Origin of the sequence: Solibacillus sp. FSL R5-0449 (assembly GCF_037975215.1) — a bacterium.
Classification (GTDB): Bacteria; Bacillota; Bacilli; order Bacillales_A; family Planococcaceae; genus Solibacillus.
The window spans coordinates 2,489,591-2,513,113 of the sequence record NZ_CP150239.1; the positions used below are offsets into that span (position 1 = coordinate 2,489,591).

Genomic DNA, 23,523 nt, shown 5'->3' on the forward strand with positions numbered 1-23,523 from the left:
CACCTCGTCAATTTTATATAACCGAAAAAATCTTTTACGAATTCTAAATGATAAAAATAAGTATAAGTATGTATATTTATTTAGTCAACTGTATTTTTATATAATTCTAGATTATTCTAAATTATTGTTCAATAATAATACAAAAGGCACCTACATATGTAAGCGCCCCGATTTAAGAAGTACTGGCATATAAAATTAATCTTCCATTGTTGATAAGTCGCCTGCCGGTAAATCAAGTTCCCATGCCTTTAAAACACGGCGCATAATTTTACCGCTTCGGGTTTTCGGCAGCTTATCTCTGAATTCAATTTCGCGTGGTGCCGAATGGGCGGATAGACCGGTTTTTACAAAGTCTCTAATATTCGATTCAAGCGCTTCGCTAGGCTCTACCCCTTCACGCAATGAAATAAATGCTTTAATAATTTCACCGCGCACCGGGTCTGGTTTTCCGATGACGCCTGCTTCCACTACATCAGGATGTTCAAGCAGTTTACTTTCCACTTCAAATGGTCCTACACGTTCTCCTGACGTCATAATGACATCGTCTACTCGACCCTGGAACCAGAAGTAACCTTCTTCATCCTTAAATGCAGAATCACCTGAAACATACCATTCTCCTTTTAAGAAATAGGATTCATAGCGTTCAGGGTTCCCCCAAATTTGCCGCATCATTGCAGGCCATCCTTTTTTAATAGCCAAATTCCCCATTGTATATGGCGGGACTTCATTGCCTTGATCATCTACAATCGTTGCATAAATACCTGGCACAGGTTTCCCCATTGATCCCGGCTTAATATCCATTGATGGGTAATTGCAGATCATATGGCCACCCGTTTCCGTCATCCACCATGTATCGTGAATACGGTGATTTAATATTTCCATACCCCACTTTACGACTTCCGGATTTAATGGTTCACCGACCGATAAAACGTGACGAAGAGTTGAAAGATTATATTTACCGATAATATTCGGACCTGCACCCATCAACATTCGAAATGCAGTTGGCGCACTATACCATACTGTGACACCATATTCCTCAATTGCTCCATACCAAGCCTGCGGACTAAATCGTCCCCCGATAACGACATTCGTCACACCATTTAACCATGGACCGAAAATCCCATAGGCCGTACCTGTCACCCATCCAGGATCGGCTGTGCACCAGTAGATGTCATCCTCCTTTAAATCCAGTACCCATTGTGCTGTCTGATATTGCTGGATCATTGCATAATGGACCTGCAATACCCCTTTTGGAGCACCCGTTGAACCGGAAGTATAATGCAAAAGGGAGCCATCTTCCTTATCGACCCATTGAATGTCAAAATCCTGAGATGCCTCTGCAAAGTATTTATTAAAATCTAGTATCTTATCCGTTTCTTCAATATTTTCCCCGACAACAAAAACCGTTTTTAAAAGCGGCAGCTTCTCAAGCGGGACTCTGCTTAACAATGCTGGTGTTGTAATGATTGCGGTCGCTTCACTATCCATTAACCGGTCATATACGGCCCCTTCCATAAATGCTTCAAATAATGGCCCCACGATTGCGCCAATTTTCAATGCACCAATTAAGCTGAAATAAAGCTCCGGCGTGCGCGGCATAAAAATAAATATACGGTCCCCTTTTTTTAAGTCCGCCTTTTCCTTCAACACATTCGCAGCCTTATTTGTATGACGTTTCATATCATAAAAAGAATAGGCTTCTTTTCGATTCCCATCACTATAATAAAGAGCGACTTTGTTTTTGCGGTGTGTTGTTGCATGTCGGTCTATTGCTTCATATGCAATATTGACCTTCCCCGTTTCAAACCAAGAAAATGCTGTTTCACTATGTTGCCAAACATGATTCGCAGCTGTTTCCTCATAATTTTTTAAATTATGTTCCCCCGGAATAACTGCTAGCTTTTCCATTGTTTTCATCCCCATGAAAAATCCCCTTTCATTAAAAACTACAATCATTTTACAATAAAAATACTATAATAGGCAAAATATTTAAAACTTTCAATCAATTTAGTGACATCTCGCGAATTTAAGCGTATTTTCGCATGAAATAGAGTATAATAGATGTATTAAATGCAGGTGGTGTGATTATGATTCATGTGAAAAATTATTATCGTCTTGAATTCAAAACGAAGAATGGTAATGTTTTAGTAGAAGGACCTGTTTCTTCCGAAAAACTAGCTACCTACACATTACATGAAGATTTAAAAGCTTTCAGACCTTCCCATCAACAGCATGAAGCCCTTGTCGGGATTGCTAAGCTGGAAGAAGGGCGCATTATTGTCATTCGACAGGATAATATTATTGTCGGCTATGTCACGTATCTCTATCCAGATCCTTTGGAACGCTGGTCTGAGGATCGGATTCCGAATATGATTGAGCTTGGCGCCATTGAAGTCATTCCTTCTTTTAGAGGATCCGGCTCCGGCAAAAAATTATTGGAAGTATCATTTATGGATGATGCAATGGAAGATTATTTGGTCATTACAACTGAATATTACTGGCACTGGGATTTAAAAGGGACAGGTTTATCCGTGTGGGAATACCGGAATATGATGGAGAGAATGATGACATCCGTCAATTTCGAGTATTATGCAACAGATGATCCTGAAATCACTTCCCATCCTGCCAACTGTCTCATGGCGCGTGTGGGGGCACGTGTTGGAACTGAGACATTGGAGAGATTTGACAGACTTCGCTTTAGAAATCGTTTCATGTATTAATTCTTATCACAAAGGGGAATGAACTATGATTGTCGAAGAAATTATGCAAAGAGAGATACATACACTCCTGCCTGAAAACACAGTACGTGATGCTGTCGGGCTAATGCGGGATAAAAATATCCGTCATGTGCCGATTGTAAACAAAGAGAATCTTGTTGTAGGCATCATTACAGACCATGACTTGAAAAACGCTTTGCCTTCCCGGTTACGCGAAGAACCGGACTCTACGATTTATGATGCTCCAATCGAGAAAATCATGGTCAAAAATCCGATTGTCGGCCACCCGCTAGACTTCGTTGAAGAAGTAGCCATGACTTTTTATGATGCTAAAATCAGCTGTTTACCTATTGTTACTGCCGGAAAACTGATTGGTATCGTAACGACGACTGATTTACTATATACTTACATCGAATTAACAGGCGCACATAAACCCGGATCTAAAATTGACATTCGGGTAAATGACAAGCCGGGTATGCTGTTTGAAATAACAAAAGTATTCCATGATAACAAGGCAAATGTATTAAGTGTTCTCGTATATCCTGATGGTGAAAATAAGAAGTCCCGAATTGTAAGTGTCCGTCTGCAAGTAATCAATCCGCTGCATATTATTGAAGAGTTGCGTAAGCAAGGATACGATGTATTGTGGCCAAACTTGCCTGGCGTTACATTATGAAAAAAGCTGTATTTATTTATTCACCAGAACAACTCACTTACAAATTTTCGGACACACACCCGTTTAACCACAAACGGTTACACTTAACGATTGATTTATTGAAAAATATCGGTGCACTCAAGGATGAGGATATTGTCCCTGCCCGTATTGCGACAGATGAAGAAATTGCGCTGGCACACGACATGCAATATATCGAAATCGTAAAAAAAGCTGGTCATGGCGAGTTAACACCCCAGCAAGGGGAACCATATGGTATTGGAACAGAGGATACACCGATATTCAAAAATATGCATGAAGCAAGCGCACTGCTCGTTGGCGGTACATTGCAGGCAGTCGATCAAGTACTGCAAGGTAAATCTCAGCATGCTTTAAACTTGGGCGGCGGACTTCATCACGGTTTCCGTGGAAAAGCATCCGGTTTTTGCATTTATAATGACAGCAGCGTAGCGATTAAATATATTCAGGAAAAGTATGGGCTACGCGTTTTGTATGTAGATACTGATGCACATCATGGCGATGGTGTTCAATGGTCCTTTTATGATGATCCGAATGTATGTACATTATCGATTCATGAGACAGGCCGCTATTTATTCCCTGGTACAGGCAATATAACAGAGCGCGGGAACGGTGAAGGATACGGGACTTCTTTTAACTTCCCTATTGACGCATTTACAGAGGATGAGAGCTTCCTGGAAATATATGAACAGTCCATGCGTGAAGTATTTGAATTTTTCAAACCCGATGTCGTCTTGACGCAAAATGGTGCAGATGCCCATTATTTTGATCCGCTCACACATTTGTACGGGACAATGAACATTTACAAAGAAATACCAAAGCTTGCGCATAAATTGGCACATGAATATTGTGAAGGTCGCTGGATTGCAGTTGGCGGCGGTGGCTATGATATTTGGCGGGTCGTTCCGCGTGCTTGGTCACATATTTGGACTGAGATGACCGATCAGCCTGCCCCGACTGGACCGTTACCGCAGCAATGGCTCGATAAATGGCAGACGGAATCGCCTGTTCCTCTAATACCGACTTGGCATGATCCACAACCTTTATATGATCCGATTCCGCGTAAAGCTGAAATTGAGGAAAAAAATGCACGAATGCTTGAAAAAGCCCTACATATAATTCGTACAGAAAAAAACTGTTTATAATGTTGCTATAAATTCCGGGTGAAATTATAGATATATAATAAAGCAAAAGCGCCTGTCAGCTGTTGACAGGCGCTTTTATTATTTACTTGAACCGCGTTTTTCTATGCGGTGTGGTAAGATGACATGTTGCTGTTCAACTTCCTCTTTGTTCATATACTTCGTTAATAAGCGCATTGCAACTGCTCCGATATCGTATAAAGGCAATACAACACTTGTCAGTCTAGGTCGTACCATGCGCGCTAGTTTTGAATTTTCGAAGCTGATGATTTCCACATCATTCGGTACATTTTTCCCGCTATCTTGAATGCCATGGACTAATCCAATTGCCAACTCATCATTCCCGACAAAAATGGCAGTAGGCGGTTGCTGTAGTTCACTTAAATTCGCCCAGCTTTCCAATCCATCGTCATAAGAGCCATCTCCGGCATCAATTAAAGCATCATCTATTTCTATGTTTGCTTTTTTAAGGGCATCTTTATAGGCAGCAAGTTTATGCTGACCATTCACTGTATACTTTAACGGCCCTGATACAAATGCAATTCTCGTATGTCCATTATTAATAAGTGTTTCTACAGCTTCAAATGCCGCATTATAATAGTCAATATTTACAGAAGCTACTTTTTCAGTAGAACTGATAGACCCTGCCAATACAATCGGTACAGGGCAAGCCTCCACCGCCCGTTGAATAGTGTCTGTTACCTCTTCACTCATCATCACAATGCCATCAACTTGCTTCCCTAGCATCGTATCAAGTAACGTTAGTTCTTTTTCTTCATTTTGATCTGAATTCGCCAAAATAATGTTATAGCGGTACATTGTCGCAATATCTTCAATGCCTCGAGCAAGCTCGGCATTTAAATTATTCGAAATATCAGGGATGATGACTCCTACTGATGTTGTTTTTTTACTTGCTAAGCCACGTGCTACTGCATTTGGACGATATTCCAGACGCTCTATCACTTCCAACACTTTTTTTCTTGTTGCAGGCTTAACATTTTGATTTCCATTTACTACGCGAGATACGGTTGCCATTGATACATTCGCCTCACGTGCAACATCATAAATTGTGACAGTCAAAAGTTTCTCCCCCTTTTTTATCTTAGTGATACAAGTTTTTCAAATTGACTAGTAATACTAATTGTTATGTATAGCTTCATCATATAATATTTTCATTTCTCTTTTCAATCCAAAACCTAGTGAATACCTGGTTTTTTCATCAATTGTCTTAAAATATTCAAAAAATATGCCATCAACACGGAAGCACTTGCGAAAAATACAGAAAGGCCCATGTTGAAATGACTCAACATGGGCTTATTAATATTTATTTTGACACTTCGTATTGTTTCATGAATTTTAATAGTTCATCGTAGTATGCATTGAATGTCGGGATATCCATTTGCTGTTGCTGATCCGATAATGCGATTGATGGATCTGGATGCACTTCTGCCATGACACCGTCTGCTCCAATAGCGATTGCCGCTTTTGAACATGGCAACAATAAATCACGGCGACCTGTAGAATGCGTCACGTCTACCATTACCGGTAAATGAGTTTCTTGTTTTAAAATCGGAACTGCCGAAATATCCAATGTGTTACGAGTAGCTTTTTCATATGTGCGGATACCGCGTTCACATAAAATAATGTTTTCATTACCTTTTGACATGATGTATTCTGCTGCATGGATGAACTCATCAATTGTTGCTGCAAGACCGCGTTTTAATAATACAGGCTTATTCGTTGATCCAGCCGCTTTTAATAGTTCAAAGTTTTGCATATTACGAGCACCGATCTGAATGACATCAATGTAATCTAATGCATGATCTAAATCAGCTGGTGTTACGATTTCTGTGATAACACCTAAACCGTATTCTTTTGAAACATCTTTTAGAATTTTAAGCCCGTCCAGACCTAAACCTTGGAAATCATACGGTGATGTACGTGGTTTGTATGCACCACCACGGATCAGTTTTAATCCTTTTTCCTGGATTGTTGCAGCTACTGCGGCAACTTGTTCATATGATTCAACCGCACATGGTCCAAATACGAAAGAAGGAGCACCTGTACCGATTAATTCACCATTAACATTAATGACAGTATCTTCTGACTTTTCTTTACGTGAAACGAGTAATTCTTTTTTCTTTTCTGCTTCTAATTGTTTAAGCGCTGTTTTGAAGATTTGTTTAAAAATATAATCAACCGTCATTTGATTTAACGGACCGTTATTGTTTTCTTTAATTAAGTCAAGCATATGACGCTCGCGTAGCGGATCATAGCGATTCACACCTTGTTTTTCTTTAATCTTACCAATTTCTTCTACTACAGTTGCACGTTCATTTATTAAACGTAAAATTTCTAAGTTCAGGTTGTCAATCTGGCTACGTAAGCTTTCTAAATCTTGTTGATGCATATTCCTCTACCCCTCTTCTTTGCGTATCCGGCACTTTCAGTTAAATAAAAAGTATGATACATTTTTAAGTAATAATCTTATTATAATCAAACTATTGTAGAATGTCACGTATTTTTAATTTAGCGCTTCAACTCGCTAAAGTGTATTGTAATAATAATAGAAAGGAAGCGTTTTCATATGGCAAACAAATTGTTCGCACTTGATATTGGAACACGGTCCGTTGTCGGCATTATTTTAGAGCAGCATGCAGACACCTACCATGTTGCCGATATATTAGTAAAAGAACATAAAGAGCGTGCAATGGTTGATGGCCAAATACATAACGTCCTGTATGTAGCGGAGCTAATACAGGAGATCAAGACTGAATTGGAAGAAACGCATGGTCCTTTGGAGAAAGTGAGTGTAGCAGCAGCCGGGCGTGCATTAAAGACCGAACAGGCCAGTGTTTCCATTTCTATTAAAAACCGACCGATCTTTACGGAAGAAGATATTAACCGCCTGGAGCTGCAAGCCGTTCAGCAGGCGCAGCAACAATTATTGCTCCATAAGGAAGATACAAAAAATAACCATTATTATTGTGTCGGCTATTCCGTTTTATATTTCCGTTTGGATGGTGAAGAAATTGGAAGCCTCCTTGATCAGCAAGGTGATGAAGCATCCGTTGAAGTGATTGCCACTTTCCTGCCACGTGTTGTAGTGGAATCATTGCTTGCCGCATTAAAGCGAGCCGATTTGGAGATGGAGGCGCTCACGTTAGAACCGATTGCCGCAATCAATGTCCTTATTCCACCATCTATGCGCCGCTTAAATGTGGCACTTGTTGATATTGGTGCCGGAACTTCGGATATTGCCATCACAGACAAAAGTACGGTTGTCGCATACGGAATGGTGCCGACTGCCGGTGATGAGATTACCGAAAGTTTAAGTGACCATTATTTACTGGATTTCCCGGTCGCTGAAATGGCAAAGCGCCAATTGCATACGAGCGAGGAAATTCTCATCCAGGATATTTTAGGATTTGACGAACATTACCCACGGGAAGAAGTAATTAAAGCAATATACCCTGCAATTGAAAATTTGGCAAAGTCCATTGGCGAGGAAATTTTAAGGTTAAACAATAACATCCCACCAAAAGCGGTCATGTTAGTTGGCGGCGGGAGCTTAACACCCCGCTTGCCGGAAGAAATCGGCAAAACACTAAATTTGCCGGCTAACCGTGTGGCGGTACGTGATGTGAATGCCATACAGAATTTAACACGCGCACACAATATTGCTGCAACGCCTGAGCTTGTGACACCGATTGGAATTGCGATTGCTGCACAAAAAGCGCCGATTCATTACATGTCAATTCAAGTGAACGAACAAATCGTAAGACTATTTGAATTAAAGGAAATGACTGTCGGTGATGCATTTTTGGCTGCGAATATTAGAGCAAAACAATTATACGGCAAGCCAGGACATGGATTGTCGATAACAGTGAACGGTCAAAATGTTTTCGTGCCTGGTGAACATGGTCAGCCTGCACAAATTATACTCAATGGGGAAAATGCCTCGATTAAATCTCTTATTAAAAATGGAGATCAAATAAAACTGATTCCAGGAAAAGACGGGACAGCCGCAGCTGTTACTATTGGGGATATTATTGACCATGCTTCCGTCATGACTGTGACAATTCAAGAAAAGCCATATAATATTGAACCGAAAGTATTTGTAAACGGTAAAATCGTCAAACTCGATACACCTATACAGGACCGAGACGTAATTGTCGTCGAAACAATCGAAACGGTAGAAGATGCATTGAGGTCATTGAACCAATCTGTGCATATGCAGCAGTTCCAATCTTATTTTGTTCATATCGACGGGAAACCTGTATCATTCCCTGATTTTTCATCACAGCTTTTCATTAACGGAAAGCTAGGGAAACTGCATTACCCTATTCAAAATGGGGATATTATTACATTTGAACAACGCCATTTACCGACAGCTGAACAAATTGCAGCACATTTAAATTTATTGCTGGAAGAAAAAGCGATCGTATCGTTTCAGCATGAACAAGTCGAACTTGTAAAAGTAGCCCGTGAGTTTTTACTAAACGGTCAAGTAGTCCAACATGAAGCAATTGTGCCGAATGGGGCTACAATTAATATTATTGAGAAAGATACAAGCAAGTGGATTTATCAGGATGTCTTTCGATTTTCCAACTGGCAGCTACCTGCAACATTTAAAGGGTCATTTACGATTTTACGGAATGGACAGCCCTCTTCGTTTGATGCCGAAATATTCGGTGGTGACCAATTGGAAATTCAGCTAACGGATCAACCGGTTATTGAATAAAATAAAAAACGGCTCCCCACAATTTGGGAGCCGTTTTTCTTATTGTACATCTGTATGGCGTGTTGAGTTTGGTGCGATATCCGGGTCTGTATTTACACTATCCGGATCCGGAGATTCAGCAGCAAGTACTTCTTCATCGACCATTTTGTCTAATGGTAATGGTTCCTCACCTTCCGATGAAGCTGTTCCATCATCCATAACAGGTGGTTGTTTTGCTGTCTTTGCTTTTACTTTTTCAACAATTGAAGAAGACTGCTCTTTTAATTGCGTTGAAAGCTGTGCTGTCTTTTCCTTTGCAGTACCAGAAAGCTCAATACTCTTATCTTTTAATGTAACAGCTTGTACCGCCACATCATTACGCATTTCACTGCCTGTCTTCGGTGTCAGTAATAATGCTGTCGCTACACCGACAATACCGCCTACCAATGCTCCGATAACAAAATCCTTAACATGAATTTTTTCATCATCATAAATCGAATCATTTAATCGGTTATAATCATAGCGTGTTTCTTCCATTTTAAAAACTCCCCCTTGTTATTGAATGTCGTTTCCCTTATTACTTGCGTTTTAAGAAACCAAACTTTGACTTTTGGCCTAAATTTGGTGGTGTTTCATTTGTTTTAGTACTCGTATACACAATATCTTCTTCATTAATCGGCTTGCGCTGACGCCATTGATCTGCAATCCCCATTGCTACATTACTCCATTGAACGACTTGCGCAATCTTGTCTTCATTTTTATGCACTTCTGTTGAGATCGATGTTGTAATACGTTGAACGGATGAATTCAAGTTATTAACAGAATCACCAACACCTTTTACAGCATGCATTACTGAATTTAACTTCTCCGATTTATCTGAAATATCATCTGCCAGTGCATTTGTTTTTGTAAGCAGGCTTGTTGTCTCACGTGTAATGCCTTCCATTTGTCCTTCAATACCGGCAACTGTTCCTGCAATTGAATTTAATGTATTCTTCACAGAAAACAATGTCATACCAATACTTACACATAGGACTAAAAATCCGATTGCAGCCACTAATGCCGCAATATAAAGTAATACTTCCATCAAATATAACCTCCTCTATCTAGTTCCATTTATTACATTCGACAAAAATTGCGACAATCCTTTTCCTAGAAAAGCATTTTTTCCGCAAAACCCTCAAGAAATACAAGCTTTTCTTACGTGAATACCATTAATTTGTTATTTATTTATTCACTAAAGGCGAATGACCTTTTTGTCCATGCTTTCATATTCCCCAATCTGTTGATGAATAAAACCCTTTATGGAGAGAAGTTCTACATTTCCCCGCAATAACGGAAAGCCCAATTGGTTCATTCAAAACACATTGTTGGTCGTCACAAGTATTTCACGTTATGTATGGAAAAACAGCTTATCCTTTAGTTTGAGGTTAAGCTGTTTTTCAATTAGTTCAAAATTGCTTCAAAAGCATCTTGATATTTATGAACATCTCCCGCTCCCATGAACAGGAATACGGCATTTTCATGTTTTTTAAGTTGATCAATTGTTTCAAGTGTTAAAACAATACAGCCATCAATTAAGTTTGCTAAATCCTGAATTGAAAGCTCACCTTGTTTTTCACGTGCCGAACCAAAAATATCACATAAGTAGGTTGCGTCGGCACCGCTCAAACTATCCGCAAAGTTTTGTAAAAATGCTTTAGTTCGAGTAAAGGTATGCGGCTGGAATACCGCAACAACTTCACGATCCGGATACTTTTGGCGTGCTGATTGCAAAGTTGCCGCGATTTCTGTTGGATGATGTGCATAATCATCTACTAAAATCGCATTGCCCATTTTCGTTTCAGTAAAGCGACGTTTTACCCCGCCATATGTGTTAAGGCGTTCTTGTATCAGCTTTGCCGGAACCCCTTCATAATGACACAGTGAGATTACCGCCAACGAGTTTAAAATCGTATGATCACCGAATAACGGGATAAAGAACTTACTGTAAAACTCATTTCGAACATAAACATCAAACTCCGTACCTTCCGATGTTTTAACGATATTACGCGCTGAAAAATCATTAGCAGGATCAAAACCGTAGTAGACAACCGGTACATTGGCTTGAATTTTCTGAAGCTGTTCATCATCACCGCAAGCAATAATTGCTTTATTCACCTGTAAAGCAAGCTGTTGGAAAGCATCATATACATCATCAATGCTCGTGAAATAATCCGGGTGATCAAAATCAATATTTGTCATGATTGCATAATCCGGATGATACGCTAAAAAGTGGCGACGGTATTCGCATGCTTCCATAACAAAATATGAAGCATCTTCTTTACCTGAACCAGTACCATCACCGATTAAATACGATGTCGGCATATAACCGCCTATAACATGGCTCATTAAACCAGTCGTAGACGTCTTACCGTGTGCACCTGTAATGGCAATAGAAGTATAGCGATTGCTGTATTCGCCTAAAAACTTATGGTAGCGAATAACTTCAACACCCAACTCGCGTGCACGAACTAATTCTGGATGATCATCATTAAATGCATTCCCTGCAATAACGGTTAAACCTTCTTTAATATTATTTTCATCGAAATTTAAAATTTCTATTCCTCGATCACGTAATGGTTGTTCCGTAAAATAATATGTTTCATAGTCGGAACCTTGAACTTCCTCTCCTGCATCAAATAGAATTTGTGCCAGGGAACTCATGCCTGAACCTTTAATACCGGTAAAATGATAGCGTGTCATTATTTATAAAACCCTCCTAGGATACGAAGACCCCATTGAATTATCAATTTATTGTTTCAAAGTATGCCTACATTATAGCACTAAATACACGTTACGATAATTGAACGACAATTCTAATTTTTTATTGTTCAACTTGCTGGTGCATTAGCCTCCGAATTGCTCAAACAGCTCTTCCTCTGTAATATATACATCTCTTGGTTTGCTTCCTTTTGGTTCTGAAACATAACCATGTCGCTCTAACATATCGATTAATCTAGCTGCCCGATTATAGCCAATATGATAACGGCGTTGTAAAAGTGATGTCGATGCTGAGCCTTGTTCAAACACAAATCGGCATACCTCTTCAAACAACTCGTCTTGTTCCTCTATTGTTTCTGAGCGTTTTAATAGTTCTTCCTGTTTAAATATATATTGTGGCTCACCTTGTTCACGTACATACTCGATTATTTCTTCGATTTCATCATCTGTTACGAATGTACCTTGAATACGTGTTGGAGCCGACATTCCATTTCCTAAATATAGCATATCTCCTCGACCGAGCAATCGTTCTGCGCCCTGTGAATCCAAAATTGTGCGAGAGTCGATTTGCGATGATACAGAAAAGGCGATACGCGTTGGAATATTGGACTTGATCAGACCTGTTATAACATCTACAGATGGGCGCTGTGTAGCAACAATTAAGTGTATTCCTGCAGCACGGGCCTTTTGCGTAATTCGTACAATGCTGTCTTCCACATCTTGCGGGGACATCATCATTAAATCTGCCAACTCATCGATGACAATTAATAAGTATGGAAGTTTCTGTGCATACATACCATTTGCATCGCACATTTTATTATATGCTTCTATTTTACGTGCACCGCTATGCATAAATAACTCATAACGTCTTTCCATTTCCTCTACTGCCCATTTTAATGCTGCAGTCGCGGCTTTAACATCTGTAATTACAGGGCTGACTAAATGCGGAATATGGTTAAATGGCGCAAGTTCCACCATTTTCGGGTCAATCAGCATCAGCTTTAATTCATTCGGATTTGCTTTATACAGGAGGCTCACTAAAATCGAGTTAATACATACCGATTTACCTGAACCTGTCGCACCGGCAATCAGACCATGCGGCATTTTCCGTAAGTCGATTGTGACCGGCTTCCCTGTTAGATCCAAACCGAGTGCTGCCTCCAATGGTGAATCCGAATCTTTAAAAGAAGCTGATTCTGTCACTTCCGAAAGGCGAACCGAACGGGAAATCCTGTTTGGAATCTCAATACCGATTGATCGCTTCCCTGGAATTGGCGCATCGATTCGAATATCTTTTGCAGCTAATGCCAATTTAATATCATCCGTTAAATTGCGGACTTTGCTTACCTTTGTGCCGTGTCCTACGGTAATTTCAAATTGAGTAACGGCCGGTCCTTGGACTATCGATTCAATTTGAGCCTGGACTTGGAAATGAGACAGTGCTTCCACTAAATTTTCGCCTTGCTCATCCATCCAGTCGCGGTCTTCCACCATTTCCTCTGGCGGTACTAAGTATTCAAGCGGTGGTTTCACATAAGGAATTCTTTTTACTGGTGGTGCTTCTATTACGGTTTCAGCTTCCTCTTCCATCACTTCTTGCGTAGATAATTCTTTTCCATCTGCCGTTTCTTCAACAATTGGCTCTTCCTCTACTTTAACTGACGGTAGTTCTGTCACTTCTTGAATTTCCGGTACTTCCTGAACGTTCAATGTTTCCGGCACTTCTTCCACTACAGCTTCCGTAGTTGCTGCTACTTCTAATAGCTCTTCAACTTTTTCAGGTATATCGGATTCACGTTCCAGTAATCCTACAGATGTAGAAGTGGATGTGCGCATCGTTTCCTCTTCATACTGATTCGTCGGCTCATGCTTTATAACATGTTCGTTAAAATTGATTTCAGCATTTTCCTGTACTTGTCGTACTTCATTTTGCAATGGCTCTGTTGCAGGATTAACAGCTTTTGCTTCATCATTGTTTCCTTGCTGCACTGTATCCTCTAGTTCTGTATTAGCTTCATCTGTCTGTGCAGCCGGATGAATTATGTTCTCTTGCTTTACTTCATCTACTTTATTTTGTTTGCTTTGCATGCTAAGCTGCTGCTCGACAAATTGTTTCGTCATCAATTTTTGCTTGTCTGACTTCAGCATCACCACATTAAATGGAACACGGCTTCTCGTACTGATTGGCTGAACTTCATCCGTTTCTTCCTTCTTCTCTTCAATTACAACGGCTTCTTCAGATGATGGAGGCATTTGCTCCACATTCAAATGACCGATATGAATCGTTGAATTTTCAATCGTTACATGTTTCACTTGAACATCATTGATTGTTTCTGCAGCTGAAGGTTCGTCTACTACAGCCTCTTCCACTTCATTTTCTACCTCAATAACCGCTTCTGTCAGATGTTCAACTACCTCTTCTTCCATCGGTTGCTGCTCTTCTTCAACTGATTCGTCCGTTTCGCCTAAAATTAATTCTTCCGGTTCAGGTGCTGGATCTACCTCAGCTTCAGATGCAGGTTCTAGTTCAGGTTCTGATTGTGACTCTGCTTCAAGGTTTTCAGACTGTGAAATTTCTACTTCTTTACTAGACTCGTATATTCCTTGTTCAAGATTTGGCACAGCTTGTTGTTCTTCCTCATTATTTGGTATAACAACCTGCTCAATCGCTTGTTCTGCATTATCAGTATGTTCTTGTTCAGTTCGTAATTTAGGTTCCTGCTCTTCTTTTTTTAACTTTTCATCCTGCTGCTTTTCAATTAATTTTTCAATAGGTGACGGCTTTTTAAACCCATGGACAGGTGATGGAACGTCAGTAGGAATAAAACGTTTCCTAATTTCGATCGGTTTTAAAATTTGTTTATTTTCAGTTCTTTCACCACGTACAGGCTTATTGTGACGTATAGCTTCTCGTTCTTCTTTTAAATTTGGCAAACGGCGAACCGGGTCTCTTGTATGTGCTATATTTGTATGACCTTTCCCTTTACGGCGACGTTCCAGCAGATCCCGAATGCCGGAGACTTCAACATCATATACTTCCTTCGCTGAATGTTTTTGCAAGTAATTCGGTAATGTCAGTTCTTCCTTATCATCATCATAAAAGCGCGTCGTTTGTCGCTGCTCATTTTCCGGTTTTGCTGATTGCTCATAATTATCTTCTATTAGAGGAAAACGGAATGCTTTTTTTGGTGCATCAGGTTCTTCATAATAATCTTGCTGCGCTTGTGATTGGTTTGTCTGATTTATATCATCCGATTTTGGTGATTGTTCATACTCATCATATTCTTCATCTGAATCCATTTTAAATAGTTTATTAAATTTATTTTTAATCCAACTCATAAATACCACTTCTTTCCTTAAAAACATTGCCGTACAAATTCCACTATTTGCAACGGTCTTTATTCTTATTTAGATTGCTGTGCATAAATAATATACACCTCAAAAGCATATCATATTTGCCGGTTAAATGCGCTTTGTCGCTGATATTTTTAAGGATAAAAAAAAGTTAGTATGAGAGACTCAGCTCAACATACTAACTTATCGTACTTATTAACGAGTTGAAACTTCGAATGGGCTTCCTACTTCTGCAGAATCATCCAGTACTAAAATCCCTTTTACTTCTGGTGCACCTGGAATTGCCAGTTCACGTGCTGAGCAAAGCATACCGAATGAATCTTCACCACGCAGGTTACCTTCTTTGATCAGTAAACCTGAAGGCATTACAGCGCCAACTTTAGCTACAACTACTTTTTGGCCTGCATCAACATTCGGTGCTCCACATACGATCTGTAATGTTTCATCCCCGACATTTACTTTACAAACACTTAATTTATCTGCATTTGGATGCTTTTCTTTTGTTTCAACATAGCCAACTACAAATTTTGGTGAGAAGTCTACATCCAATGAGATTTCTGCGCCATTTGCTTTTAATGCCGCTTCTAGTTTTTCTACAAGCTCCGGTGTTACTTCCACATTTCCTGCAACATCCAGTTGTACGTACTTACTTGCATTAAAAAGGTTGAAAGCTTTCACTTCACCAGTTGTCTCTTCTTTTAAAATGGCTACATCGCCAGCGCGATCCATCGCTGTTTTTACGATTGACTCCATTGATAATTGAACTAATAGGACATCTCCTACGTGTGCTTTATTGTAAGCTACTTTCATTTTTCTTCTTGCTCCTTTTTTACTTTGTTTTTCGCTAAAATAAATATTGGTTCTAAATGACCGTTTTCATATACAAATGACAAGCTCGTAATCGGAACCGCGCCAACTGTAAAGAAATGCATCGTCATCTGCGCTAATACATCATACCCTACTTCATTGCGAATATCACCAATAATTAATACATCCTGGTGCGGGACAGATACCGTCATTTCGCCTTCAATTTGGCCTTCCATTTCCTTTAAAAAGCTTTCGTTTAAAATTCGGCTTGCATCATAACCGTCATTCTGATTTAAAAAGTAATATACATTTCCTGAAACTTCATCCCGTTTAACAGAAGTCGGCAATTTTTTTACAGAAAAACGGGCAGCTTCGCGTATATGCTCCTCTGTTACATTTAATTTCGATAACATGGACTCATCGATTAAACGATATGTTGTGCCTAGATCAAGCGCATAATAGATACGTGTTTCCGCCGTATGATCTGTCATAATAAACGCATGTCCTTCATTCGACTTTTTAGGGAAAGATGTTGAGCGGATGATCGGATAAACTGATGCCAGTCCAGCAAACCCCTGCTCTTTTTCCCGTTGCATCGCTAAAAAGGTTTGTTCGATTGTATAAATCACTTCATCGATTGCCTGCTGCTTTTTCTTTTCGTACTTCGTTAAAATTTCGGGTAAAGAAATATCCATACCCCGCCCGATTTTTTTATGTTCAAGACGTAATTTATCATGCTTTTCATCGAATGTGAATGTAAAGTTTGCCTCACCTAACTTAGCCTTCAGTTCAGCTACTAACTGTTTCGATTCCATTCAACCACTCCTTTATCTAATCAAAAACGGCTCACAAATGTGAACCGTTCCATTTACTTCATCTATTGTAACAAAAAAGCTATATGATTACTTTCCCTAACGCTCCAACTAGTTAACCACTTTCACTGATTTCACAATTTCCATCATTTCCTTGATTTTATCGTCCATTTTCTTATCCTCGGAAATAGTCGATAATTTCACTCCGCCAATATTTACAATCAGCTCATATTTCTCTTCAGGTAATTTCGTGACAGCAGAAAATCCGAAATGGCCATCCTCTTCGAAAGTTTTTTCTTCCACAATTTCATTTTTGTTTTCCTGCTTTAACAAGTCATACTGTAACCGACTGTCTTCCGGTTCATTTTGATTGACGAAAAGTATATAAGAATCTTTTCCGTTCAAAATTGTATAATTCAATTCATCGATTCCTTTTTCAATGCTATATCCTTTTGGTAAATATAGCTCTATATGTCCAATCGTTTTGTTTGCTTCGTTCGTTTCGCTGCTAAATATTGTTTCAGCATTTTCCATCCCAGCTTGTGCCTGTTCTTCGACTGTTTGACTGCATGCTGATAATATAACAACAATTGAAGTAAGCAAAAACAAATGTATCCATTTACGACCCATTGCTTTCCCTCTCTTTCAAACGTTCAATCGTATCATAATAATTTTTCGAGCCGTATTGCAACGAATGTGCTTTACATCTGATCCTTTTGCTCTTTATTCATTTTAAATAAAATTTGACCGACTAATAATTTCACAATATGTTCAAACATTTCCTGACGGTCAATTAAATTATTTGAGAAAATACCGACTGCTCCTTGATGATGGCGAATATTTTCGCTATTTGTATAGACGTCCATCACCGGCCCAAGTTCCTTGCCCATACGAAGCTCCTGAGCAATTTCTTCAGGTAAGGCAAATTGTGCCCCTGAACTGGCAATAACTGTTCCATCTTTTAAAACAGCCGCACCCCAGTTACAGCAATACATCGTTCCTTCGATTTCATCGACTCCACCTTCAAGTCCAAATGTCATATCTGCATTTGTCAGCATCATTGTATGGCGTGCACGATTGATCGCACCTTGTCTCGTTTCTTCATTTGAAAAAGGCTGAATCGATACATCTGAGGGTACTTCCATATTTTCGATTGTGGCTTCAGGGAAATACTGTTTGACAATTGCTTCAACGGCACCTAATTTCGCCTTATTTTTTGATCCGACTGCTACTTTCATTATTTCATCTCCAAGCTGTTCGTTTTTAAACGGTCTATACCTGTATAAAATGGTTTACCGATTTCCTATGTAAGTCACGTTCAACCTAGTATCCGCAACTAAAAAACAAGAATGCGATAAGTTCGCATCCTTGTATTATAATATAATATTGAATTTTTTTATACGTTTGCGCGAATAGTTTCGATTGTAGATCGGTCTGCTGTTTGAATTAATTTTACTAACAATTCTTTAGCCGCCGCATAGTCATCCACATGAATAATCGAAGCAGAAGTATGAATATAACGTGAGCAAACCCCGATTACTGCAGAAGGAATACCGTCATTTTGTGTATGCACACGTCCTGCGTCTGTACCGCCTTGAGAAACGAAATATTGGTATGGAATATTGTTTGATTCTGCTGTGTCCAGCACGAACTCACGCATACCTCGGTGTGTTACCATTGAACGGTCCAGGATTCGAAGTAATGTTCCTTTACCTAATTGTCCAAATTCATTTTTGTCGCCAGTTGTATCGTTCGCAGGTGATGCATCCAATGCAAAGAATAGATCAGGCTTGATCATATTCGATGAAACAGCCGCTCCGCGTAAGCCGACCTCTTCCATAACATTCGCTCCGGAATAAATATGGCTTTTCACTTCCTGACCTTGAATCTCTTTTAACAGTTCAATCGCTAAACCACAGCCGTATCGGTTATCCCAAGCTTTTGCCATAATTTTTTTCGGATTGGCCATCGGTGTGAATGGGCATACGGGAATAATGGATTGCCCTGGACGTACACCTAAATTCAACGCATCTTCTTTAGAATCTGCCCCGATATCAATCAGCATATTTTTAATATCCATTGGTTTTGAACGCTCAGCATCTGTTAATAAATGCGGCGGAATTGATGCAATAACACCCGGAATTTCACGATCTTTTGCATAGACCGTAACGCGTTGTGCCAGCATAACCTGATTCCACCAGCCGCCAAGTGTTTGGAAACGGATCATGCCGTTTTCAGTAATGGAAGTAACCATGAAAGCAACTTCATCCATATGGCCAGCGACTAATATTTTTGGCGCTTGTTCATCTTTTGCTTTACGCACGCCGAATACGCCACCTAAATTATCCTGGATAACTTCATCAGAATATTTTGCTAATTCAGAGCGCATAAAATTGCGGACCGCGCGCTCATTCCCTGGTGCACCAGGCAGTTCTGTTAATGTTTTAAAAAGAGCAAGTGTATCTTGATTCATTCTGCAACACCTCTAAATGTAGATTTGCATTCATTATACCACAAATTGCAAGCAATATTTCGACTTTCGAACCTTCTATTATTTTTACTCTATTTTCAGAATATGATAAAGTAAATGTAGTCACTATTTTGAGGAGGTATTTTGAGATGAATTTAAAAGACTTTACAATAGGGGTAGTAACAGGGATGGCAGCAGCTGTCATTGTTAAAGAAATGAGCAATCGTGTCGCACCATTTGCGAATCCAGATCAAATTTTAGCCAACATCAAAGATGAATTTAAAAAACACGCACCAATTGATGGTTCTTGGATTTACATGAAAACAGAAAACTTCAGTAATGGCTTTACAGAAACTCCGGTCTATCGTGGAGGTATTTCCCGTACAATCGATGGCGAGCTTGAAAACTACGAGTTCGCAGCAGATGCACGTTCCGGTGCCATTGTTGATATTAAACAAATATAATGTAGAGGATGCGATGACGTAATTTTAGTCATCGTATTTTTTCGGTCAATTATAAAAATATTTTAGTCATTATGACAAGAATACTTGTCAAACTGACTCAACTATTTTACAATCATATACAAGAGGTGAAGAAATGAAAACAAGACTAAAGGAGTTGCGGGCAAGGTATCAGTTAAATCAAACCGAATTAGCAAAACGCGCAAAAGTATCAAGACAGACGATTAGCCTGATTGAACGCGAAGAACTCGTCCCTTCACTATTAATAGCCGTAAGAATATCAAAAATTTTGAACGAACCGATTGATGAGATTTTTATTTTTGAAGAGGAGGAATTATAATGAAAAGAACGTTAAAACAGTTTTTATTTGGAGGTCTTATTGGGGGACTTATAGGATCCTTTATCGTAACAGGCGAATTTACTCTGCCTTTATACGAAATTGCCACAGAAATGACCATTGTATTTTTAGGCATTGCGCTTCTGTTAGCTGTTGGGGGCTACATCAAATTAGCCCAGTTAAAAAGACAATCATTGCAGCAGCTTAGTGGTGAAGACGAAGATTTGCACGAAGAGAATTTATATAAGCTATACAGTGATGCTTCATTGGCAATTAATATGTCATTAATTATCAGTATTGCAGGTGCTTGCGTTGGTATCATTACAGAACAGTCAATTGGTATTCAAATTCTTTCAGTTCCTATTATTTTAATAGCTATTATCGCTATACCATTAGTAGGAAATTATATAAAATATGTGTATCCGTACCGTGAAATCCCTTCTTATAATGATAAACACTATACCAAAAAGATGTTTGAAATGTCCGATGAAGGCGAACGCCATATCATGTTACAAGGTTTATATTCCGCATTTAATTTGACGAATATTTTATTACTTTGTTCATTGTTACTATGCATGTTCTATTCAGTCGCATCCGGTGAATCCCAGCTTTTTGCCATTCTGATCATTGCTTTAATTCTGATCACGGTGAATACAAAATATATACTGAAAGTACGAAACCGATAATAAAAAGCACCTGCATCGTAAATCATGCAGGTGCTTTCGTGTTACTTAATTAATGCCGGTTTCGAACGTTCCAGGCTGTCCGTTACTTCCTTGCCTGTTGTATCCCACTGAATCATGCGGTAATACGCATCATGATAAAAGATAAAGCGGTAGCCATTTGACAGCGCTTCTTTCATTAACTTTTCCTTCGCAAATACGCTCGTCATTGGGTAATCATCATATGCCAATACCCAAAGCGGATTTTGATGGGCATGTGTCGGCATAATATCCGCCATATGTAGCGCCACTTCACCATTTTGTTCAAGGCGGATAATCGCATGTCCTTCACTATGGCCGCCCGTATGAATCATTTTTAAGCCCGGAGCCACTTCAAGCTCCCCTTCATATGTTGAGACTAAATGCTGTACAGGCTCCCAGTTTTCTTTCCAATACGTATTTTTGGAACGGATATTCGGATTGCGCATCTCGTCCCATTCAATCTGTGTCGTGTGAATAACTGCATTCGGGAAAACCGGAACTAGCTTGTCCCCTTCCCACTTCGTTAAACCACCAGCATGATCAAAATGCAGATGTGTCATTAAAATCGCATCAATATCACTTGGCTGTAATCCAGCTTCAGCTAAGCTTTTTTCGATTGTTGATTCTTCGGAAACACCGAAATTGCGCAGCTGCTTTTCATTTAATTTACCGGCACCTACGCCAGAATCGATCAAGTAATTTTTCCCCTCGTATTGAATTAAAATCGGTTCACATGCTAATTCAATCTGGTTCAGTTCATTTACTGGATATTTACGCGACCACAGTGCTTTTGGCACTACCCCAAACATAGCCCCGCCATCCAGTGCTGTGACACCCCCATGCAGCCAAGTCAGTGTCATGTTGTGAAATTCAAATCGATCCATTTCTCCATCCCCCTAAATCGTTATTATTTCGTCTTGTATTGGCATTCTAGTCGATATATTGGCTGACCGAGTTTCGAGAATTTCTCCTCGTACTCTGTCATAATATTATCTTCCGGCATATTCGCATGTAAGTCTAGCGATACATAGTTTAATCCCATACCATACTCGTTCATACTTACGAGTGAATATTCAAAAAGACCACGGTTATCCGTTTTGAAATGGATTTCACCGTTATCAACTAAAATGTTCTCATAAATTTTCAGGAAACCTTCATGTGTCAGGCGACGTTTTGCATGTCGCGTTTTTGGCCATGGATCCGAGAAGTTCAGATAGACACGGTCCACATCCCCTTTTCCGAAAAACTCTTCCAGCTTCGCGCCATCTACTTTTAATAAACGCAAATTCGATGGTTTGTTAGCTGCTTCAATTTTTTCAAGGGCACAAACGATTACACTATCAAATAATTCAATACCGATATAGTTAATATCCGGATTTTGCAGCGCCATTCCTAAAACGAATTGCCCTTTACCCGTACCTACTTCAATATGAATCGGGTTGTCGTTGCCGAATGCTTCATTCCACTTGCCCTTATAATCTTCCGGGTTTGGAATAATGACATCAGGATGTTGTTGAATATATTCCGCTGCCCATGGTTTATGCTTTAATCTCACTCACTTATCCTCTTTTCTATTGTGTAGCTGCCTCATATTATAACGGAAAATAGCTTCGTTTGCTTTTATTTTGCTAAATTCCACGCATTTTTCTGAACGGAAATTTCAATTGTATTTTGACCAGGAGTTAACTTTTGAGTTTCCCCGTCTGCATGTACCAAGACCGGATCCTCAAAAATCAACTGTACATCCGTCGCTGCAAACTGCTCGACTTCCTTCAAAAGTGTGTGCTTCCCTAAAAAGACTGTTCCGAAAAGAAATAATAATTTCCATTTCGATAAATTGGAAACGACGGTCAGTTCGAACCGGCCGTCGGTTGTATTCGATTGTGGAGATAATTTCATTCCCCCACCAAAATAAGGCTGATTGCTCGCCGTAACAAACCACACATTTTCATAGCGCCTTATTCTCTCTTCCTGGAAAACCGTAAGCGTAAATGGTCGATATGAAAACAGGGCTTGAATGACATAATACGGATAACTCAGCTTTCCCAGTTTCCATTTATTAAGGGTACTTTTGAGTGGGGAGTTGTTTGCGGTATTCGCCACTAATGCATCAAACCCTACACCAAAATTATTAATGAAGTATTTGGTTATCCCATTGAGGTTCACTACCCCGCAATCGTGTGAAGTACTTTTTACTGTGTTTACAAATTGCTCTAGCTGTTCACCCGTTTCGAATGCTTTATATCCTCTCGCAAAATCATTGCCAGAACCTGCCGAAATTGCCCCTATATAAACATTGTCATAATGTATTGCGCCATTCAACACTTCATGGATTGTCCCATCGCCTCCGATAGCAATTAGACAGACCGGGTTTTCCTTTGTTGACCGTCCGGCTAATTCCTTTGCCAGCAGAAGCGAATGACCTTTGTATTCTGTCCAATGGATTTGATAAGGGATCGTCAACTGCTTTTGGAAATGGCGCCAACGATTAACCCCCTGGCCGTTACCTGCCTTAGGATTAATTATAAAATGCACTTCCATT

General features: G+C 39.6%; 22 protein-coding genes. 7 read left to right on the forward strand and 15 right to left on the reverse strand.

The window, feature by feature from the left end; translation table 11 throughout:
* Positions 1-195: 195 nt before the first annotated feature.
* Positions 196-1,917, reverse strand: a complete 1,722-nt coding sequence (acsA, locus tag MKY27_RS12375; protein WP_339199722.1) for an acetate--CoA ligase — start codon at positions 1,915-1,917, stop codon at positions 196-198.
* A gap of 170 nt (positions 1,918-2,087) precedes the next feature.
* Here acsA and MKY27_RS12380 point away from each other — a divergent pair, with 170 nt between their 5' ends.
* Genes MKY27_RS12380 through MKY27_RS12390 form a run of 3 tightly spaced genes read left to right on the forward strand, consistent with a single transcriptional unit; the run spans position 2,088 to position 4,553 of the window.
* The gene (locus tag MKY27_RS12380) at positions 2,088-2,720 is read left to right on the forward strand and encodes a GNAT family N-acetyltransferase (RefSeq protein WP_339172636.1); all 633 of its coding nucleotides are present in this window, start codon (positions 2,088-2,090) and stop codon (positions 2,718-2,720) included.
* A 25-nt stretch (positions 2,721-2,745) separates the two neighbouring features.
* Complete coding sequence (locus tag MKY27_RS12385) at positions 2,746-3,393, forward strand: acetoin utilization AcuB family protein (protein ID WP_339172638.1); 648 nt, start codon at positions 2,746-2,748, stop codon at positions 3,391-3,393.
* Complete coding sequence (locus MKY27_RS12390) at positions 3,390-4,553, forward strand: acetoin utilization protein AcuC (RefSeq protein ID WP_339195433.1); 1,164 nt, start codon at positions 3,390-3,392, stop codon at positions 4,551-4,553. The genes MKY27_RS12385 and MKY27_RS12390 overlap by 4 nt, the downstream gene beginning before the upstream one ends.
* Positions 4,554-4,631: 78 nt before the next feature.
* Here MKY27_RS12390 and ccpA read toward each other — a convergent pair whose 3' ends face one another.
* Together ccpA and MKY27_RS12400 are read right to left on the reverse strand one after the other, a co-directional pair.
* A complete protein-coding gene (gene ccpA, locus MKY27_RS12395; RefSeq protein WP_339195434.1) occupies positions 4,632-5,630 on the reverse strand; it encodes a catabolite control protein A in 999 nt (332 codons plus the stop codon).
* 244 nt (positions 5,631-5,874) lie between these two features.
* A complete protein-coding gene (locus MKY27_RS12400; RefSeq protein ID WP_339195437.1) occupies positions 5,875-6,960 on the reverse strand; it encodes a bifunctional 3-deoxy-7-phosphoheptulonate synthase/chorismate mutase in 1,086 nt (361 codons plus the stop codon).
* 177 nt (positions 6,961-7,137) lie between these two features.
* Between MKY27_RS12400 and MKY27_RS12405 the strand changes: the two genes are divergently transcribed.
* Entirely contained in the window at positions 7,138-9,294 is a 2,157-nt protein-coding gene (locus MKY27_RS12405) for a cell division FtsA domain-containing protein (protein ID WP_339172648.1), read from the forward strand.
* Positions 9,295-9,333: 39 nt separating this feature from the next.
* Here the strand turns inward: MKY27_RS12405 and MKY27_RS12410 are convergent, their stop codons facing one another.
* The 9 genes from MKY27_RS12410 to MKY27_RS12450 form a co-directional block, all read right to left on the reverse strand.
* Complete coding sequence (locus MKY27_RS12410; protein WP_339172650.1) at positions 9,334-9,810, reverse strand: YtxH domain-containing protein; 477 nt, start codon at positions 9,808-9,810, stop codon at positions 9,334-9,336.
* A gap of 40 nt (positions 9,811-9,850) precedes the next feature.
* On the reverse strand, positions 9,851-10,360 hold the full coding sequence (locus MKY27_RS12415) for a DUF948 domain-containing protein (protein WP_339172652.1): 510 nt from the start codon (positions 10,358-10,360) through the stop codon (positions 9,851-9,853).
* 359 nt (positions 10,361-10,719) lie between these two features.
* The gene (gene murC, locus MKY27_RS12420) at positions 10,720-12,018 is read right to left on the reverse strand and encodes a UDP-N-acetylmuramate--L-alanine ligase (protein WP_339172654.1); all 1,299 of its coding nucleotides are present in this window, start codon (positions 12,016-12,018) and stop codon (positions 10,720-10,722) included.
* A 144-nt stretch (positions 12,019-12,162) separates the two neighbouring features.
* Entirely contained in the window at positions 12,163-15,375 is a 3,213-nt protein-coding gene (locus tag MKY27_RS12425) for a DNA translocase FtsK (protein ID WP_339195440.1), read from the reverse strand.
* A gap of 210 nt (positions 15,376-15,585) precedes the next feature.
* Positions 15,586-16,200, reverse strand: coding sequence for a YtpR family tRNA-binding protein (gene ytpR, locus MKY27_RS12430; protein ID WP_339195442.1), 615 nt, complete (start codon positions 16,198-16,200; stop codon positions 15,586-15,588).
* The gene (locus MKY27_RS12435) at positions 16,197-17,012 is read right to left on the reverse strand and encodes a DUF1444 domain-containing protein (RefSeq protein ID WP_339172661.1); all 816 of its coding nucleotides are present in this window, start codon (positions 17,010-17,012) and stop codon (positions 16,197-16,199) included. Before MKY27_RS12435 ends, ytpR begins: the two co-directional genes overlap by 4 nt.
* A gap of 108 nt (positions 17,013-17,120) precedes the next feature.
* Positions 17,121-17,639, reverse strand: coding sequence for a hypothetical protein (locus tag MKY27_RS12440; RefSeq protein WP_339172664.1), 519 nt, complete (start codon positions 17,637-17,639; stop codon positions 17,121-17,123).
* Positions 17,640-17,710: 71 nt separating this feature from the next.
* Positions 17,711-18,247, reverse strand: coding sequence for a DUF84 family protein (locus tag MKY27_RS12445; RefSeq protein WP_339172667.1), 537 nt, complete (start codon positions 18,245-18,247; stop codon positions 17,711-17,713).
* A gap of 158 nt (positions 18,248-18,405) precedes the next feature.
* Positions 18,406-19,482, reverse strand: a complete 1,077-nt coding sequence (locus tag MKY27_RS12450; protein ID WP_339172670.1) for a M42 family metallopeptidase — start codon at positions 19,480-19,482, stop codon at positions 18,406-18,408.
* Between the two features lie 146 nt (positions 19,483-19,628).
* Between MKY27_RS12450 and MKY27_RS12455 the strand changes: the two genes are divergently transcribed.
* The 3 genes from MKY27_RS12455 to MKY27_RS12465 all read left to right on the forward strand — a co-directional run bounded on the left by MKY27_RS12455 (position 19,629) and on the right by MKY27_RS12465 (position 20,963).
* Positions 19,629-19,943, forward strand: a complete 315-nt coding sequence (locus MKY27_RS12455) for a PepSY domain-containing protein (RefSeq protein WP_339172673.1) — start codon at positions 19,629-19,631, stop codon at positions 19,941-19,943.
* Positions 19,944-20,076: 133 nt separating this feature from the next.
* Complete coding sequence (locus tag MKY27_RS12460) at positions 20,077-20,280, forward strand: helix-turn-helix transcriptional regulator (protein ID WP_339172676.1); 204 nt, start codon at positions 20,077-20,079, stop codon at positions 20,278-20,280.
* Entirely contained in the window at positions 20,280-20,963 is a 684-nt protein-coding gene (locus MKY27_RS12465) for a DUF3169 family protein (RefSeq protein ID WP_339195445.1), read from the forward strand. Before MKY27_RS12460 ends, MKY27_RS12465 begins: the two co-directional genes overlap by 1 nt.
* A gap of 41 nt (positions 20,964-21,004) precedes the next feature.
* Here MKY27_RS12465 and MKY27_RS12470 read toward each other — a convergent pair whose 3' ends face one another.
* The 3 genes from MKY27_RS12470 to MKY27_RS12480 form a co-directional block, all read right to left on the reverse strand.
* Positions 21,005-21,865: an MBL fold metallo-hydrolase gene (locus tag MKY27_RS12470; protein WP_339195446.1), complete on the reverse strand. Its 861-nt coding sequence runs from the start codon at positions 21,863-21,865 to the stop codon at positions 21,005-21,007.
* A 23-nt stretch (positions 21,866-21,888) separates the two neighbouring features.
* On the reverse strand, positions 21,889-22,536 hold the full coding sequence (gene trmB / locus MKY27_RS12475) for a tRNA (guanosine(46)-N7)-methyltransferase TrmB (RefSeq protein ID WP_339195447.1): 648 nt from the start codon (positions 22,534-22,536) through the stop codon (positions 21,889-21,891).
* Positions 22,537-22,601: 65 nt separating this feature from the next.
* Positions 22,602-23,522 (reverse strand): diacylglycerol kinase family protein, encoded by a 921-nt coding sequence (locus tag MKY27_RS12480; protein ID WP_339195449.1) that lies wholly within the window; start codon positions 23,520-23,522, stop codon positions 22,602-22,604.
* Position 23,523: the final 1 nt, after the last annotated feature.